General features: G+C 71.4%; 19 protein-coding genes. 7 read left to right on the top strand and 12 right to left on the bottom strand.

The genetic code is table 11. From position 1 onward, the window contains the following. Positions 1-299: 299 nt before the first annotated feature. Genes V1227_RS30250 through V1227_RS30230 form a run of 5 tightly spaced genes read right to left on the bottom strand, consistent with a single transcriptional unit; the run spans position 300 to position 4,873 of the window. Positions 300-1,145: a DUF4349 domain-containing protein gene (locus V1227_RS30250; RefSeq protein WP_329788751.1), complete on the bottom strand. Its 846-nt coding sequence runs from the start codon at positions 1,143-1,145 to the stop codon at positions 300-302. A gap of 60 nt (positions 1,146-1,205) precedes the next feature. After that, on the bottom strand, positions 1,206-1,685 hold the full coding sequence (locus V1227_RS30245; protein WP_090094574.1) for a YbjN domain-containing protein: 480 nt from the start codon (positions 1,683-1,685) through the stop codon (positions 1,206-1,208). Continuing rightward, positions 1,682-2,929, bottom strand: coding sequence for a D-inositol-3-phosphate glycosyltransferase (gene mshA, locus V1227_RS30240; RefSeq protein WP_329788750.1), 1,248 nt, complete (start codon positions 2,927-2,929; stop codon positions 1,682-1,684). The genes V1227_RS30245 and mshA overlap by 4 nt, the downstream gene beginning before the upstream one ends. Continuing rightward, a complete protein-coding gene (locus tag V1227_RS30235) occupies positions 2,926-3,690 on the bottom strand; it encodes an alpha/beta fold hydrolase (protein ID WP_329788749.1) in 765 nt (254 codons plus the stop codon). Before V1227_RS30235 ends, mshA begins: the two co-directional genes overlap by 4 nt. Before the next feature lie 43 nt (positions 3,691-3,733). Further along, positions 3,734-4,873: a L,D-transpeptidase gene (locus V1227_RS30230; RefSeq protein WP_329788748.1), complete on the bottom strand. Its 1,140-nt coding sequence runs from the start codon at positions 4,871-4,873 to the stop codon at positions 3,734-3,736. Between the two features lie 93 nt (positions 4,874-4,966). Between V1227_RS30230 and V1227_RS30225 the strand changes: the two genes are divergently transcribed. Further along, positions 4,967-5,698, top strand: coding sequence for an SDR family oxidoreductase (locus tag V1227_RS30225; RefSeq protein ID WP_329788747.1), 732 nt, complete (start codon positions 4,967-4,969; stop codon positions 5,696-5,698). Here the strand turns inward: V1227_RS30225 and V1227_RS30220 are convergent. Together V1227_RS30220 and V1227_RS30215 are read right to left on the bottom strand one after the other, a co-directional pair. Further along, complete coding sequence (locus V1227_RS30220; protein WP_329788746.1) at positions 5,652-6,680, bottom strand: hypothetical protein; 1,029 nt, start codon at positions 6,678-6,680, stop codon at positions 5,652-5,654. The two genes, V1227_RS30225 and V1227_RS30220, sit on opposite strands and share 47 nt — an antisense overlap. Positions 6,681-6,742: 62 nt before the next feature. Beyond that, the gene (locus V1227_RS30215; RefSeq protein WP_329788745.1) at positions 6,743-7,843 is read right to left on the bottom strand and encodes a UDP-N-acetylmuramate dehydrogenase; all 1,101 of its coding nucleotides are present in this window, start codon (positions 7,841-7,843) and stop codon (positions 6,743-6,745) included. Here V1227_RS30215 and V1227_RS30210 point away from each other — a divergent pair. From V1227_RS30210 to purU, 4 genes are read left to right on the top strand one after another with little or no spacing between them, the layout of a single operon-like run. Further along, entirely contained in the window at positions 7,842-8,330 is a 489-nt protein-coding gene (locus tag V1227_RS30210) for a DUF2505 domain-containing protein (RefSeq protein ID WP_329788744.1), read from the top strand. The genes V1227_RS30215 and V1227_RS30210 overlap by 2 nt on opposite strands. After that, positions 8,309-9,115, top strand: coding sequence for an SAM-dependent methyltransferase (locus V1227_RS30205; RefSeq protein ID WP_090094569.1), 807 nt, complete (start codon positions 8,309-8,311; stop codon positions 9,113-9,115). The genes V1227_RS30210 and V1227_RS30205 overlap by 22 nt, the downstream gene beginning before the upstream one ends. 9 nt (positions 9,116-9,124) lie before the next feature. Continuing rightward, positions 9,125-9,850, top strand: a complete 726-nt coding sequence (locus tag V1227_RS30200; protein ID WP_329788743.1) for a maleylpyruvate isomerase N-terminal domain-containing protein — start codon at positions 9,125-9,127, stop codon at positions 9,848-9,850. Positions 9,851-9,887: 37 nt separating this feature from the next. Continuing rightward, on the top strand, positions 9,888-10,739 hold the full coding sequence (gene purU, locus V1227_RS30195; protein WP_329788742.1) for a formyltetrahydrofolate deformylase: 852 nt from the start codon (positions 9,888-9,890) through the stop codon (positions 10,737-10,739). Here the strand turns inward: purU and V1227_RS30190 are convergent. From V1227_RS30190 to V1227_RS30180, 3 genes are read right to left on the bottom strand one after another with little or no spacing between them, the layout of a single operon-like run. Beyond that, a complete protein-coding gene (locus V1227_RS30190) occupies positions 10,736-11,140 on the bottom strand; it encodes a hypothetical protein (protein WP_329788741.1) in 405 nt (134 codons plus the stop codon). The genes purU and V1227_RS30190 overlap by 4 nt on opposite strands. Then, on the bottom strand, positions 11,137-11,574 hold the full coding sequence (locus V1227_RS30185; protein WP_329788740.1) for a hypothetical protein: 438 nt from the start codon (positions 11,572-11,574) through the stop codon (positions 11,137-11,139). The genes V1227_RS30190 and V1227_RS30185 overlap by 4 nt, the downstream gene beginning before the upstream one ends. A 10-nt stretch (positions 11,575-11,584) precedes the next feature. After that, entirely contained in the window at positions 11,585-11,860 is a 276-nt protein-coding gene (locus V1227_RS30180) for a hypothetical protein (protein WP_329788739.1), read from the bottom strand. A gap of 90 nt (positions 11,861-11,950) precedes the next feature. Between V1227_RS30180 and V1227_RS30175 the strand changes: the two genes are divergently transcribed. Next, the gene (locus V1227_RS30175) at positions 11,951-13,018 is read left to right on the top strand and encodes an LOG family protein (protein ID WP_329788738.1); all 1,068 of its coding nucleotides are present in this window, start codon (positions 11,951-11,953) and stop codon (positions 13,016-13,018) included. Here V1227_RS30175 and V1227_RS30170 read toward each other — a convergent pair. Continuing rightward, positions 12,995-13,555 carry a YbaK/EbsC family protein gene (locus V1227_RS30170; RefSeq protein ID WP_329788737.1) on the bottom strand — a complete coding sequence of 187 codons (561 nt, stop codon included), beginning with the start codon at positions 13,553-13,555 and terminating at the stop codon, positions 12,995-12,997. The genes V1227_RS30175 and V1227_RS30170 overlap by 24 nt on opposite strands. 103 nt (positions 13,556-13,658) lie before the next feature. On the opposite strand from V1227_RS30170, the gene V1227_RS30165 reads away from it, so the two are divergent. Next, complete coding sequence (locus V1227_RS30165; protein ID WP_329788736.1) at positions 13,659-14,417, top strand: MerR family transcriptional regulator; 759 nt, start codon at positions 13,659-13,661, stop codon at positions 14,415-14,417. A 29-nt stretch (positions 14,418-14,446) separates the two neighbouring features. Here V1227_RS30165 and V1227_RS30160 read toward each other — a convergent pair whose 3' ends face one another. Further along, entirely contained in the window at positions 14,447-14,998 is a 552-nt protein-coding gene (locus tag V1227_RS30160; RefSeq protein WP_329788735.1) for a DJ-1/PfpI/YhbO family deglycase/protease, read from the bottom strand. Position 14,999 lies beyond the last annotated feature (1 nt).

Here is a 14,999-nt window from a genome sequence, read left to right as displayed (position 1 = left end):
ACTTTGCGCCGCTAAATACACTCGAATGGAGCAATACAAGCACTTGTGATCGCAAGGACGTATCTGAGAAGTTGATACCGCCTCCGCGAGTCGGCTCCCACGCTTGTTCGGCAAGCGCGAGGCACCTTGCGCGGTTCGTCTTCCCCCGTCGAATCGCGTGGCCCGCTTGGGATCCGCAGGCTCCCCCGTCCACGGATCCACTGCAGCGGGGACCTTTGACGCGGGACGGCTCGATGCGACTCCCCCTCTCTCCCGAGCCGTTCCGCGTATCACAAAGGCACACTCTCAGTAGAACTTGATCACGCTGCCTCGTTCGTTCGAGTGACGCGCTTGCGCCGCCGCATCAGGTAGACGACGGCGGCCGCGGGCACACCGAGCGCCACCAGGAACGGCAGCATCGCGCCGATGCCGATCAGCACCACGCCCGTGACCGCGACCAACGCGTCCCAGCTCCCGGCCAGTGCACCGAGGAAGCCGACCTTCTCCTCCTCCGGCGGGGCGATCGGCGTGGTCGCGACGTCCACCGTGAGCGTCGCCATGGCGACCTGGCCCTTGAGCGACTCGCTGCGCCGCTGCATGGACTCGAGCTCGGCCTGCCGCTTGGTCAGCTCGCTCTCGACCTGGGCGACCTCCGACGTCGACCCGGCCCGCTCGAACAGCGCGCGGAGCCGCTCGACGCTCGCCTTCTGCGTCGCGATGCGCGACTCGACGTCGACCAGCTGGTCGGTCACGTCCTGGCTGCGCACCTCGCTGCGTGTGACTTCCCCCACGTTCGCGAGGTCCTGGACGAGCTTGTCGAGTTCCGCCGACGGCACCCGCACGGTCACCGACCCGGACTTCTTGGTCGAGTTCTCCTGCCCCGCGAACCCGCCCACCGCCCGTGCGCGGTCCTTGACCTGGCCGATGGCCTTCAGCACGTCGTCGGCCCGGAGGTCGACGTCCGCCGTGCGCACCAGCTGGCGTTCCTGCTGCTGCACCGGCTGCACGGCCGGTGCGTTCTCCTGCTGGGGCGCAGCGTTCTGCGCCGCCTGCGGTGGGGCCGCGGCGTCCTTGGCCGAGGTCCCACCACCACTCGAGCCGCTCCCGCACCCCGCTGAAGCAAGGGCCAGCAACGCGATTCCCACCCACAGCCCTGGTCTGCGCATGCCCTTCGGACGGCCCCGGCCGGACCGGGGGTTGCCGCGTAGGCCGAAACGAGTTGCCCGCTACTCCGAAACGAGATGTTGGAAGGCGGCCAGGTTCGCGAGCGACTCGCCGCGCGACACCCGCCACGCCCACTCCCGGCGGATCGCGTCGGCGAACCCGATCTCGAGCAGCGGGTTGAAGTCGCCGTCCGCCGCCTCCAGCACCTGGCCGAGCAGGCGGTCCAGCTCGTGGGAGGTCACGGCGTGCTTGCCGACCCTGCCGACGAGGTAGATGTCACCCTCGCTGTCGATCGTGTAGTGCACCCCGTACAGCCGGGCGTTGCGGCGCAGCAGGAAGCGGTAGACGTCCTCGAACGACTGGTCGGGCCGCCGGCACACGAACGCCTCGACGACCAGGGCGTGCCCCGTCTCGACCAGCCACACGTTGGTCTGCAGCTTCTTGGTGCCCGGCAGCGTCACGAAGAACTTGCCCGGCTCGCGCCGGTCGTAGGTCAGCTCCCGCTCGTCCAGGAACTCCTTGATCACACTGTCGACGCTCAAGCGAAAACCTCCCGGCGGAACACCTCTGCCGCCTCCTGATACCCCGCCAGCAGGGCGTCAGTCGTGCGGTCCCAGGAGAAGCGTCGCGCATGCCCCACGGCGTTGCTCGCCAGGTGCTCCCGCTGCGGCAGCGCGAGCCCGCCGATCGCCGCGGCCCACCGCACCGGCTCGTGGCCGTCCACGAGGATCCCGGACACCCCGTCGTTGACCGCGACCGGCAGGCCGCCGACCGCCGCCGCGACCACGGGCGTCCCGCAGGCCTGGGCTTCCAGCGCGACCAGCCCGAACGACTCGTTGTGGCTCGGCACGGCGACCAGGTCCGCCGCCCGGTAGACCTGCGCGAGCGCGGGCCCCGGCTGCGGCGGCAGGAAGCGCACCACGTCCGTGATCCGCAGCTGCCCGGCCAGCTCCTCCAGCGCCTTCGGCCGTTCCGCGCCGCTGCCCGACGGCCCGCCGACGATCAGCACGACCAGCCGCGACCGCAGGCCGGGATCGCGCACCAGCATCTCCGCGGCGGCGCGGAGCAGCACGTCGGGGGCCTTCAACGGCTGGATCCGGCCGACGAACGCCAGCACGACCGCGTCCTGCGGGACGTCCAGCGACCGCCGGGCCTCGCCCCGGTCACCGGGCGTGAACCGGTCGAGATCCACCCCGGGAGGCACGACGGCGACCTTGGACGGCTCCGCGTCGTAGAGCTTGACCAGCTCGCTCGCCTCGATGTCGGTGTTGGCCACGAGCCGGTCCGACTCGCCGACCACCTGCTCCTCGCCGATCACCCGCATCCGGGGCTCCGGCGCGTCGCCCTCGGCCAGCGCCAGGTTCTTCACCTTCGCCAGCGTGTGCGCGGTGTGCACCAGCGGCACGCCCCACCGTTCGCGCGCCAGCCAGCCGACCTGCCCCGACAGCCAGTAGTGCGAGTGGATCGCGTCGTAGTAGCCGGGCTCGTGCCGGGCCTCGGCGCGCAGGACACCCGCCGTGAACGCGCAGAGCTGACCGGGCAGCTCCTCCTTGCCCAGGCCCTCGAACGGCCCCGCGGCGACGTGCCGGACGCGCACACCGGGCGCCAGCTCCGCGACCGGCGGCAGCTCCGAGGACGTGGCACGGGTGAAGATCTCCACCTCGACCCCGCGCCGGGCCATCCGGGTGGCCGTCTGCACGATGTAGACGTTCATCCCGCCCGCGTCCCCCGTGCCCGGCTGCTCGAGAGGCGAGGTGTGCACCGAGAGCACCGCCACGCGCTTCATCGGGCGACTCGCAGGAGATCGGCGGAGAACCGCTCGGGCCGCTCCAGGAAGGGCGCGTGCGCGGTGTCGGGGTACAGGCTCAACTCGGCTCCGGGGATCAGGGCGGCGGAGTACTCGGCGGCGGCAGGGGCGACCACCTCGTCTTGAGTTCCGTGCACGACCAGCGTCGGCACGTCGACTGCCTTCAACACGTCGGCGCTGCCCACATCCCTGCGGAACAGCTCTCCTCGCACCTTAGGGCTGACGGAGGTCGCGGCGGCTGTGAGTTCGCCGACCGTCCCAGAGGGCAGGACAGGGGCCATGGCCTGGCAGAACTCCGCCATCACGGCGTCGTCGGTGATCGCGCCGGGCAACGCGGCCCGCATCACGGGGCCGGTCTCGCCCCCGGGGCGACCGCGGCCGATCTCGGTGATGGCGCTCACGAACACGAGCGCGTGGACGTTCGCCGTGCCGTGGAAGCGGAGGTAGTCGGCGATCACGAGACCGCCGTAGGACCAGCCGACGACGGTGGCGGGACCTGTGTGGTCGAGCACGGCCTTCAGGTCGGCGGCCCACCGCGCGGAGTCGCGGTAGTCGCCGAAGTCGTCGGACTCGCCGTGTCCGCGCAGGTCGACGGCGTGGGCGTGGAAGCCGGGGAGGTCCCAGACGGCTCCGGTCTGCGCCCAGCCGTGGATCAGCACCACCGGCGGCGCCCCGGCCGGACCTGATTCACGGACGGCCAGTCGTCCCCCGCCGGCCGCCGTCACGTGTGTCAGCTGCACACCCGTACGAACGACCTGGTCGGGGGACGCATTCCCGCCGGTCCTACTTGACGGCGGACTTCGCCTTCCACTGGTCCCAGGTGAGCTGCCAGTCGTACCAGTCGAACTGCGGCGGCAGGGTGGTGATGGAGCCGGTCACCTCGACCGGGTCACCGACGAGCGCCGAGTCGTAGTACGCCTTCGCGTCGGCCTCCAGCAGGTTCGCGCAGCCGTGCGAGGTGTTGTTGCTGCCGATGTTCGCCGCGTTGTCGTTGTTCTCGTGGATGAACTCGCCGTGGTTGGAGAACCGGACGGCCCACTTCTTCACGACGTTGGTGTAGCCGTAGCGCGGGTTGTCGAACGAGAACGAGTCGTGCTTCGACATGACGACGAACGTGCCGTTCGGCGTCGTGAGCTCCGGGTCCGCGTCCTTGCCGAACGACGCCGGGTAGTCGGCGACCTGCTGGCCGTCGCGGAACACCTTGAGCCGGTGCGTCGGGTTGTCGATCTTCACGACCTGGTTGCGGCCGATGGTGAAGTCGCTGGTCACGTCGGCCTTGCCGAACGCGCCGCCGCCGTAGTCGACGCCGTAGAGCTTCGCCTCGACCTTGACGGTCGTGTTCGCCGGCCAGTACTTCTCCGGCCGGTAGTGGACCTCCTGGGCGTTCAGCCACGCCCACGAGCCCTGCACGTTCGCCGAGTTGGTGACCTTGAGCGCCTTCTCGACGGTCGCCTTGTCCTGGACCGGCGCCTCGAACTTGACCATGATCGGCGCCGCGACGCCGACGGTCTGGTTGTCGCTCGGCCAGAGGGTCGCGCGGGTCTGGGAGCCGGGCGCCACGGTGGTGAACGAGCCCTTGAGCTCGACCGGCTTGCCGTCGCTGCCGACGACCTTGCCGGAGTAGCTGTACGACTTGCCGTAGCCGAGCGGCTCGGCGGTCGTCCAGCCCGACCTGTCCTCGGTGAGCGTGCCCTTGACCTCTTTGCCCTCCGGCGACTTCAGCGCCACGGACTCGATCTCGCCGTCGACCACGGTCACCTGGACGGGACTCGTGACCTGCACGTCCTTGGTTCCGTCGACCGGCGACAGGGTGACCTTCGCCGACGGCAGCGAGCTGTCCGCCTTGGGCGACCCTCCCTCGACACTCGAGCAGCCGGTCAGCAGCGCCAGACCGGCGACCAGCGCGGCAAGTGTTCTCTTCACGGTTTCGACCTCCCACAAAGCAGGACGTCCGGCACGACCGGGTGGTGCGGGTGACGTCGGTCACACGCATGCCGGCCGCCTACGATCGGGGTCGTGAATCGACCTGTCGCAGTAGTGACCGGAGCTAGCGCGGGCATCGGCGAGGCCACCGCGCGGCGGTTGGCCGCGGAGGGGTTCCACGTCGTGCTCGGCGCACGTCGTCTGGACCTCCTCCACGTTATCGCGAAGGAAATCGGCGGAACGGCCCTCGAGCTGGACGTCACCGATGAGGCCTCCGTCACCGCCTTCGCGGAGCGGGTGCCCGAGGCGCGGGTGCTCGTGAACAACGCGGGCGGCGCCCGTGGCCTCTCGACCGTCGCCGACGGCGACCCCGGTGAGTGGCGCTGGATGTGGGAGGCGAACGTCCTCGGTACCCTGCTGGTGACGAAGGCGTTCCTCCCGAAGCTGATCGCGTCCGGGGACGGGCACATCGTCTCCGTGACGTCCATCGCGGCGTTCGAGGCCTACGACAACGGTTCGGGCTACACGAGCGCCAAGCACGCGCAGTCGGCGTTGCACCGCACGCTGCGCGGCGAGCTGCTCGGGCAGCCGGTGCGCGTCACCGAGATCCAGCCGGGCATGGTCGAGACGGACTTCTCCGCCAACAGGTTCGGCGGCGACACCGAACGCGCGGCGAAGGTCTACGAGGGCCTCACCCCGCTGACGGCCGACGACGTGGCGGACGTCATCTCGTTCGCCGTCACCCGGCCCTCGCACGTGAACCTCGACACGATCGTGCTCAAGCCGCGGGCCCAGGCCTCCGCGACTCGGGCACACCGGGAGTGAGCAGCTCCACGTCGAGCTGACGCAGGACGGGCTCGACGGGGTTCGCGAACCCCGTCGAGCCCGAACCGGCGACGTACAGGCCCACGACGCGGTTGTCGGCGTCGACCAGCACGGCGCCGCTGTCGCCGTGGTCGCCGAAGCGTTCCGCCGAGTGCACGCGGATCTGGTCGCGCAGCGTCCGGACGCCGATGCCGTCGCCGAAGTCGAGCCGGATCGTCGCCTCGGTCGAGGCGACCACGCCGTACGTGAGCCCCGTGGTGCGGCCGCGTTTGCGCACGGACGAACCGATCTCCGCCCGCGCGCTGCCGGTGACCGCCCCGATCTCCAGCACCTCCGCGCGGAACGGCCTGTCTCCCATCCGCAGTCCCGCCGCCGACACGGCGCCCGCGAGCGCCGCCCGGTCCAGCACGGCGACCCCGTCGGCTCCCGGCACACCACCGTCCACCCTGGACGGGTGCACGAACTCGTCGCCCACCGCCCACGAGTCGTCGACGCAGCCGACGTGGAACGTCGTGAGCCCCAACACCTTCCGCGGCTCCTCGCGCGTGACGGCGAACGCGCCGAGCGTGCCGGCGATCACGTAGTCGCACGCCTTCGGCACATCGGGCGGCACTATCCGGAACGCCCGCGCGGGGCCGATGCCGATCCCGCCGCGCAGCACCGCGTGCCGTTCCCCCGCGACGGGTTGCTCGTCCGAGTAGCGCACGGCCCTCGCCCGGTGCAGCACGATCGACTCGGCGACCACGTCGGTCGGCACGCCGCCGACCTCCACCGGGATCTGCCGCGGGTGCTCGGGCCCCTTGGCGCACACGTAGACCACGATCGCGGCCTCGCCGGTCGGGCGCCCGCCGGTGACCTTCTCGCCGATGTCGACGCCGATCACGCCCGGCCGGCTCAGGAACTCGTCTTCGACCATGCGCTTGACCGGCCTGACGGCCTCGCGCGCGTTCTCGTCGAGGTAGCTCATAGCGACCTCCCGCACTTCCTCTACCTCAATGAAACACGCCGGGTAGCGGTTGGTCACATAGCGTCACTCGAACAGACCTACAGCTGCACGCCCACGAAGACCGGTTCGGGGTGCAGCTCGACGCCGAACGCCGCCCGCACGCCGTCGCGCACCTCGCGCGCCAGGTCGAGCAGGTCCTCGGTCGAGGCGCCGCCGCGGTTGGTGAGGGCCAGCGTGTGCTTGCCGGACAACGACACCCGGCCGCCGGGGCCCTGGTGGCCCTTGCGGAAGCCCGCGCGTTCGATCAGCCACGCCGCGGAGAGCTTCTTCCGGCCGTGGCCCGCCGGGTAGACCGGCACGGTCACGTCGGCGCCGAGGCGTTCGGAGATCCGGATGAGCACGCTCGTCAGCGTCGCGTCGTCGATGATCGGGTTGGTGAAGAACGAGCCGGCGCTCCACGTGTCGTGGTCGGCCGGGTCGAGCACCATGCCCTTGCCGCGGCGCAGCTCCAGCACGGCCTTGCGGGCCTCGTCCGCCGGGACGCGATCACCCTGCGCCACCCCGAGGACGCGCGCGAGCTCGCCGTAGCGGATCGGCGCGGACATGCCACCCGCGGTCAGCGAGAACCGGGTGCGCAGCACGACGGCGTTGTCCGTGCCCTTGAGCACGCTGGTGCGGTAGGCGAGGCCGAGCTTCGCGGCGGGCACCTGGTGCACCTTGCCGCTGCGGCGGTCCAGCAGGTCGACCGACTGCAGCACCTGGGAGATCTCGACGCCGTACGCGCCGACGTTCTGCACGGGCGTGGCGCCGTTGAGGCCGGGGATGCCCGACAGGCACTCGAGCCCGCCGAGGCCCTGCGCGACCGCCTCGGCGACGACGGAGTCCCACTCCTCGCCCGCCTCGACGGTGAACTGGACGATGCCGCCGCCCAGCGGGTCGAGCCGGAAGCCCTTGGTGGCGACGTGCACGACCGTGCCCTCGAAGCCGCCGTCGGAGATCACGAGGTTGGACCCGCCGCCGAGCACGAGGACCTTCTCGTCGGTGGCGGCGTCGGCTGTTCGCACGGCTTCGACCAGCTCAGAGGCGGTCGTGGCGTGGACGAACCGCGCGGCCGGCCCACCGAGTCGGAGCGTGGTGCGCTCGGCCAGAGGTACGGACTGCGTGGTGGTCACAGGCGTCAACGGTAGCCTCCGCGACATGGCACGCCGCATCGAGCACCACACCACCTCACCCCATTCGGCGGAGAAGGTCTTCGGCGCGATGGTCGACGAGACCCACCTGCGCGACCGGCTGGCCGCGGTCGGGGGCTCGAACGCCGAGCTCGTGACGTTCTCGAGCACCGGCGGGAAGACGACGTACCAGCTCAAGCAGGGTGTGCCTGCCGAGCACCTGCCGTCGGCGGTCAAGGCCGCGCTGGGCGGCGACCTGGTGATCCAGCGCACGGAGGCGTGGGCCGCGGGCGCCGGCACGGTCGAGGTGGCCGTGGGCGGCGTGCCCGGCCGCCTGGAGGGCGCGTTCACCGTCCTCGACAACGGCTCCGGCTCGAAGACCACCCTCACGGGAGAGGTCAAGGTGGGCATCCCGCTGCTGGGCGGCAAGCTCGAGAAGCTGATCGCGGAGCAGGTCGCCGTGCTGCTCGACAAGGAGAGCGAGTTCACGTCGGAATGGCTCGCAAACCGCGGCTAGCGGCCGGCCGGGCCCGTGCGCTCGGCCTGCCGACGCGCGGCACCACGAACCCGAACCGCCTGCGCCGGGTCGACCGCTGGACGACCGGTACGCTCGCCGGTTTCCTCCGCGACGCCGCCGACCCGCTCGTGGTCGACCTCGGCTACGGCGCGACGCCGATCACCACCGTCGAGATGGCCTCCCGGCTGCGGGCGGTGCGTCCCGACGTGCGCGTGCTCGGGCTGGAGATCGACGCCGACCGGGTGGAGGCGGGCAAGGCCGTGGCCGACCCGCCGTGGCTCGACTTCCGGCGCGGCGGCTTCGAACTGGCGGGCGCCCGTCCGGTGCTGCTGCGCGCGTTCAACGTGCTGCGCCAGTACACCGAGGAGCAGTCGTTCGAGGCGTGGGACACGATGCTGTCGCGCATGGCCCCCGGCGGCCTGGTCGTCGAGGGCACGTGCGACGAGATCGGTCGTCGCTGCACGTGGGTGACGTTGTCGGCCGAGGGACCCCTGCGGTTCACGCTGGCGTGCAAGCCGTCCGGGATCGAGGTGCCGTCGGACCTGGCCGAGCGGCTGCCCAAGGCGTTGATCCACAAGAACGTGCCGGGCGAGCGCGTGCACGCCCTGCTGGCCGAACTGGACGCCTGCTGGGCGACGGCGGCGCCGTTCGCACCGTTCGGGCCGCGGGCCCGGTGGGTCGAGTCGGCGCGGCTGCTGGCCGAGCGCGGCTGGCCGGTGCTCGACGACCGCCGCCGCTGGCGGCTCGGTGAAATCACGCTCGATTGGGCCGCCGTCGCGCCCTAGGGTGGTTCGGTGGACTTCGTCGCGCAGATCGAGAGCCAGACTTCGTCGTTGCGTTCCTCCGCCCTCGAGGCGGGCCCGGACGCCCCGGTCCCGTCGTGTCCCGAGTGGACAGTGCTGGACCTCGTGCGGCACATCGCCGAGGTGCACACCTGGGCGGCGGAGGCCGTCGTCACCGGCCCCGCCGGCAGCAGGCCCGCCTGGCCGCAGGCCCCGCAGGACTTCGACGACGTGTTCTCGTGGTGGGACAACGGTTTCTCGCTGCTCGTCGACCGCCTGCGCGAGACGCCCGCCGACCGTCCCGCGTGGACGTTCCAGGGCCCGGGGCTCGCCGGCTTCTGGGCTCGCCGGCAGGCGCACGAGACGTCCATCCACCGCTTGGACGCCGACCTCGCGACCGGCCGGGAGCTGCCGCCGCTGGCGTTCGACCCGGAGTTCGCCGCGGACGGCGTCGACGAGTACCTCACCGTCCTGGTGGGCCGCCGCATCGAGCTGGGCTTCCCCGTCACGGCCACCGGCAGGCTCCTGGTGCACGCCGCCGACGCGGGCCGCACCTGGGAGCTCAGGCTGACCGAGGGCGAGCCGCTGGTGGTCGCCGCGCCGCGGGACTCGGCCTTCGAGGAGGACGCCACCCTCGCGGGCACCGCCGACGCGATCTACCGCTTCGTCTACGGCCGTCCGAGCCACGCGATCGTGACCGGAGACGAGTCGCTGTTGGCGGGTCTGCCGAGGCCGTGAATACTTCTGCGGCGTGTCATCGCCTGAGCGTCGCTATGTGATCACCTTCGGCTGCCCGGACCGCACCGGCATCATCGCGAGGATCTCGTCGTTCCTCGCGGAGCACGGCGGCTGGATCGTCGAGGCCGCGTACCACACCGACCCGGAGACGGGCTGGTTCTTCACGCGCCAGGAGGTCCGCGCGGACTCCCTGCCGTTCGGCGTGGACGACCTGCGCGCCCGCTTCGCCGACGTGGCGGCGTCGCTGGGCGCGCAGTCGACGTGGACGGTGACCGACACGGGCGCCCGCAAGCGCGTGGTCATCCTCGTCTCGAAGGAGGGCCACTGCCTCTACGACCTGCTGGCCCGCGTCGCGACCGGCGAGCTCGACGTCGAGGTGTCCGCCGTCATCGGCAACCACCCGGAGCTCGGCGACATCACCCGCGCGCACGGCATCCCGTTCCACCACGTGCCGTTCCCGGTCAACGACCCCGAGGGCAAGCAGGCGGCGTTCGCACAACTGCGGCTCCTGGTGGAGAAGCACGACCCGCACGCCGTGGTGCTGGCCCGCTTCATGCAGATCCTGCCGCCGGAGCTCTGCGCAGCCTGGTCCGGCCGCACGATCAACATCCACCACAGCTTCCTGCCGTCGTTCATCGGCGCCCGCCCGTACCACCAGGCGCACCGCCGCGGCGTGAAGCTCGTGGGCGCCACCTGCCACTACGTCACCGCCGACCTGGACGCCGGGCCGATCATCGAGCAGGACGTGCTGCGCGTGCACCACGGCGACTCGGTGGCCGACATGGTGCGCAAGGGGCGTGACATCGAGAAGGTGGTGCTGGCGCGCGGGTTGCGGTGGCACCTGGAGGACCGAGTGCTGGTGCACGGCAACCAGACGGTGATCTTCTAGCGGCCTGGGTCGAGTTCGCCCGCCTCCGACCGGGGCCCGTACCTGCGCTCCATCTCCACCACGTCCCCGAGCTTGAACCGGACGTCGGACTTGCGCAGCTCGACCCCGGTCTCGTCGGCGAACCGCACCCGGAAGTCGACGGTGCGGCCCGTGCCCGTCCAGTAGTCGCGCTTCACGATCTCCAGCGCGCGGTCGGCCGTGCCCCCGTCGCGCACGGTCGCGGTGACGGTGAGGCGTTGCTGGTGGTCGACGTCCGCGCGGTGCTGGACGACCACCTCGGAGACGCCGTCCTCGGCGTTGAGGTCCGCTTCGATGCGGTCGGCGAGCTTCTCGACCGTGGAGTCAGAGGTTCCGCACGCGGCGAGGAGCAGGGCGAGCGCGACGAGCAGCAGGCGCCTCACGACTTCGGCCTCTCCGGGCGCGGGCCGAAGACGAGCTCCAGGTCCGGCGGCAGGTCGACGTCGCCCTCGCGGACCGGCTTGCCCGAGTCGCGCCTGTCGCCGTAGGGCGGGTCGTCGGTCGAGTAGACGACGTAGCGGGCGGAGCAGGACTTCCAGGTGCCGCGCCAGCAGTCGCGGCGGGCGATCTGCACGAACTCGTCGACGACCTGGTCGGAGATCCGGTCCGCCTCCAGCATCACCTGGAGGACCAGTCTGTCGTCGGCGTCGAGGCCGTGGGTGTACTCGAACTGCGCAGCGGCGGTCTCCGGGCGCTGCTTCCAGTCGGAGACGACCTGCTTGCCGACGGCGTTGAGCTCCGGGTCGAAGCCTTCGAGCACGCCGCAGCCGGACAGCGCGGCGAGCAGCGGAAGGAGGAGGAGCACGGACTTACCCACCCGGCAGATCCTAGGGCGGGCCCGGTCGGCCCTGTCGCGGCGAGGCCGACCGGGCCGTCGTCAGAGCTTCGCGGCTGCCCTCTGCACCGCCTCGACCAGCCACGCGGGCGCAGGCGGCCGACAGGACGGCGGGAGGGGAGAAGCCGACCGTGCGGCCGCGGAGGCCGGCGGTGATCACGCCGGCGGCCCGGCGGTCGGGCAGTTCGACGCCCGGCAGCAGGCCCCGGCCGGTCGCGTGGGCCTTGCCGGCGACGGCGGCGCGCAGGCCGAGCGCGAGCGGCGGCACGCGGCCCGCGGCCGCTCGTCGGGGGGCAAGCGGACCACCACGTCCGCATTCGGGGGCACGGCGGTTCGCCCGGGGCATAGGCTTTTCGCCGTGCGGATCGAAATCACCGACCTCGACCAGCTGCGGGCAGCCCCTGACCTGCGCAACGCCGTCATCATCGGGCTGGACCTCACCCGTGAGGACGTGCGCGTCCCGCTCGACGGCGCGCTCCTGCTCGGCTGCACCCTCAGCGAGACCATGCAGCGCCGGGCGGAAGCCGCCGGGGCGTTGATCTTCCCGGTGATCCCGGACCTGCCCTACGACGTCTACCGCTCGTCGCTCTACACCCCGGCGGAGCTGTTCGCGGGCTTCGACCCGGCGAACCCGAAGTCGTACGCCGACACCCCGGACGCGGTGATCTACCGGCACAGCAAGCAGCAGGGCCACCACCCGGACCCGCTGCACGCGCTGGCCGAACGCCTGCACGACCACTCGATCACCGAGGCCCTCGACGAGACGCTGACGGGTTCCCCGGTCGCGGTCATGGGTGGCCACGCGCTGGCCCGCGGCTCGGACGGCTACCGCAGCGCCGTGGAGCTCGGCGCCGCTCTGGGCAACGCGGGCTTCACCGTGCTGACCGGCGGCGGACCGGGCGCGATGGAGGCCGTCCCGCTGGGCGTCCGGCTGGGCGAGGTGGACACCGACGTCCTCGACGCCCTCGCGCAGGCGCCGTCGTTCGGCGGCGACGACGAGTCGATCGGCCGCTGGCTCGCGGCGTTCCCGGAGATCCGCAGCTTCGACCGCCCGCGCACGATCGGCATCCCGACCTGGTTCTACGGCCACGAGCCGCCCAACCCGGCCTGCGAGCTGCACGCGAAGTACTTCGCGAACTCCGTGCGCGAGGAGGGCCTGCTCACGGTCGCGACCGGCGGCATCGTCTACACGCCGGGCAAGGCGGGCACGGTCCAGGAGGTCTTCCAGGACTTCACCCAGAACTACTACGGCAGCGTCGGTCCCGCCGCGCCCATGATCTTCCTGGGCGAGCGCTTCTGGACCGACGAGGTCCCGGCCGCGCCGCTCGTGACGAAGCTCGCGGCGGGCCGGGAGGCCGAGCAGTGGATCCTCGTGACGGACGACGTCGACGAGGCGGTCGAGCTACTGCTCAAGTACGCGGGCTAGGTCCGGGAGGACCTCGGCTCCGGTGAGCTTCACCAGCACGTCGCCCGGGATCAAGATCTTGCTCCCGCGGATGCCGCTGCCCACGATCAGCTCGGGGGCGGCGGCGACCTCGGGCGAGACCAGGACCGGCCAGTCCGCGGGCACGCCGATGGGCGTGATGCCGCCGTACTCCATGCCGGTCAACGCCACGGCCTCGTCCATCGGCGCGAACGACGCCTTGCGCGCGTCGAGCCGCTTGCGGATGACACCGTTCACGTCCGCGCGCATGGTCGCCAGCACCATGCAGGCCGCGTAACGGACCACGTCACCGCGCTTGCCGGCGACGACGACGCAGTTCGCCGAGGCCGCCAGGGGCGAGCCGTAGTGGGCGCAGAACTCGGCGGTGTCGGCGAGCGCGGGGTCGATCTCCGCCACGGCGACGCGATCAGCACCGTCCAGCGTCTTCAGCGCGGCCGCGACCGGTTCGGCAACCAGGTCGAGGCGCGAGAGGACCGGGACGGGATCCAACGAACCAGCGATAGTCCACACGGTGTTCATTGTCGCTGCTCCGCGGACCCCGGCGAACCCGCCCGGCCTCGCGTTTGACCTTGACGCTGCGTCAACCTCTACCGTCGATCCCAGAGCGCGAAGGGGGACCGAGATGGCCTGGTCGATCGCCCAGGTGGCCCGGATGTCGAAGGTGACGTCCAGGACGCTGCGGCACTACGACTCGATCGGCCTGCTGCCGCCGGCCTGGATCGGCGGCAACGGTTACCGCTACTACGAGAAGGAGCAGGTGCACCGCCTGCAGCAGATCCTGCTGCTGCGCGACCTGGGCCTGGGCCTCGACGTGGTGGCGGAGGTGTTGAACGGCACGGACCAGCTGACCGTCCTGCGCAACCACCACCGGTGGCTGCGGGACGAGAGGGAGCGGCTGGACCGGCTCGCCGACACCGTCGCGCGGACCATCGCGGAACTGGAAGGAGGGGACGAGGTGAAGCTGGAAGAGCTGTTCGACGGCTTCGACGCGAAGAAGCAGGAGCGTCACGAGGCCGAGCTCGTCGAGCGCTACGGGGAAGGTGCCCGGCAGCACATCGACGACAGCAAGGAGAAGATGAAGGGCTGGACGCGCGCCGACGCGGACCGGTTCATGGCCGAGTGGCAGGACATCGCGCGTGGGCTCGGCGAGCTCTACACGGCGGGCGAGGCGGTCGACGCCCCGCGGACGCAGGAGCTGGTCGACCGCCACTACCGCTGGATCTGCCTGAGCTGGACGCCCAACAGGGAGTCCTACAAGGGCCTCGGCGACCTCTACGTCGACTCGGACGAGTTCCGGGTCAACTTCGAGGTCGAGGGCGGCGGCAACATGGCCGAGTGGACGCGTGACGCGATGGCGCACTACGCCGACACGCGCCTCTAGCGAGACCAGCCGGGAGCTGCAGATCCCGGCTACTCGGCCAGGCCGAACGCCTTGAGGGCCTCCCGGTTGAACGCCGGCAGGTCGTCGGGGTTGCGGGACGTCACGAGCGTCCACCCGTTCATGTCGCAGACGCGGACCTCCTCGTCCGCCCAGTCACCGCCCGCGTTGCGGATGTCGGTCCGCAGGCTCGGGAACGAGGTGAGCATCTTGCCGCGCACCACGTCCGCCTCGACCAGCAGCCACGGCCCGTGGCAGATCGACGCGATCGGCTTGCCCGCGGCGACCAGCGCCTTCACCAGTGCGACGGCGTCGGCGTCCATGCGCAGGAAGTCGGCGTTCGCGACACCGCCGGGGATCACCGCACCGTCGTAGTCCTCCGCCGCGGCGTCGGCGTAGGCCGTGTCGACGGGGAACGAGTCCGCGGGCGTGAGGTGGTTGAACCCGCGGACCTCACCGAGCTTCGGCGCGAGCAGCCGCGGCACTCCGCCGGCCTTCTCGACGTGCGTCCACGGATCGGTGAGCTCGACCTGCTCGATGCCTTCCGTGTCGACCAGGAACGCGATCTTCTTCTGTTCAGCCATG

The sequence above is a fragment of the Lentzea sp. DG1S-22 genome, from assembly GCF_036321065.1.
Lineage (GTDB): Bacteria > Actinomycetota > Actinomycetes > Mycobacteriales > Pseudonocardiaceae > Lentzea > Lentzea jiangxiensis.
The sequence above is the reverse complement of the archived record's forward strand: the minus strand, read 5'-3'. Positions and strand labels throughout refer to the sequence as shown.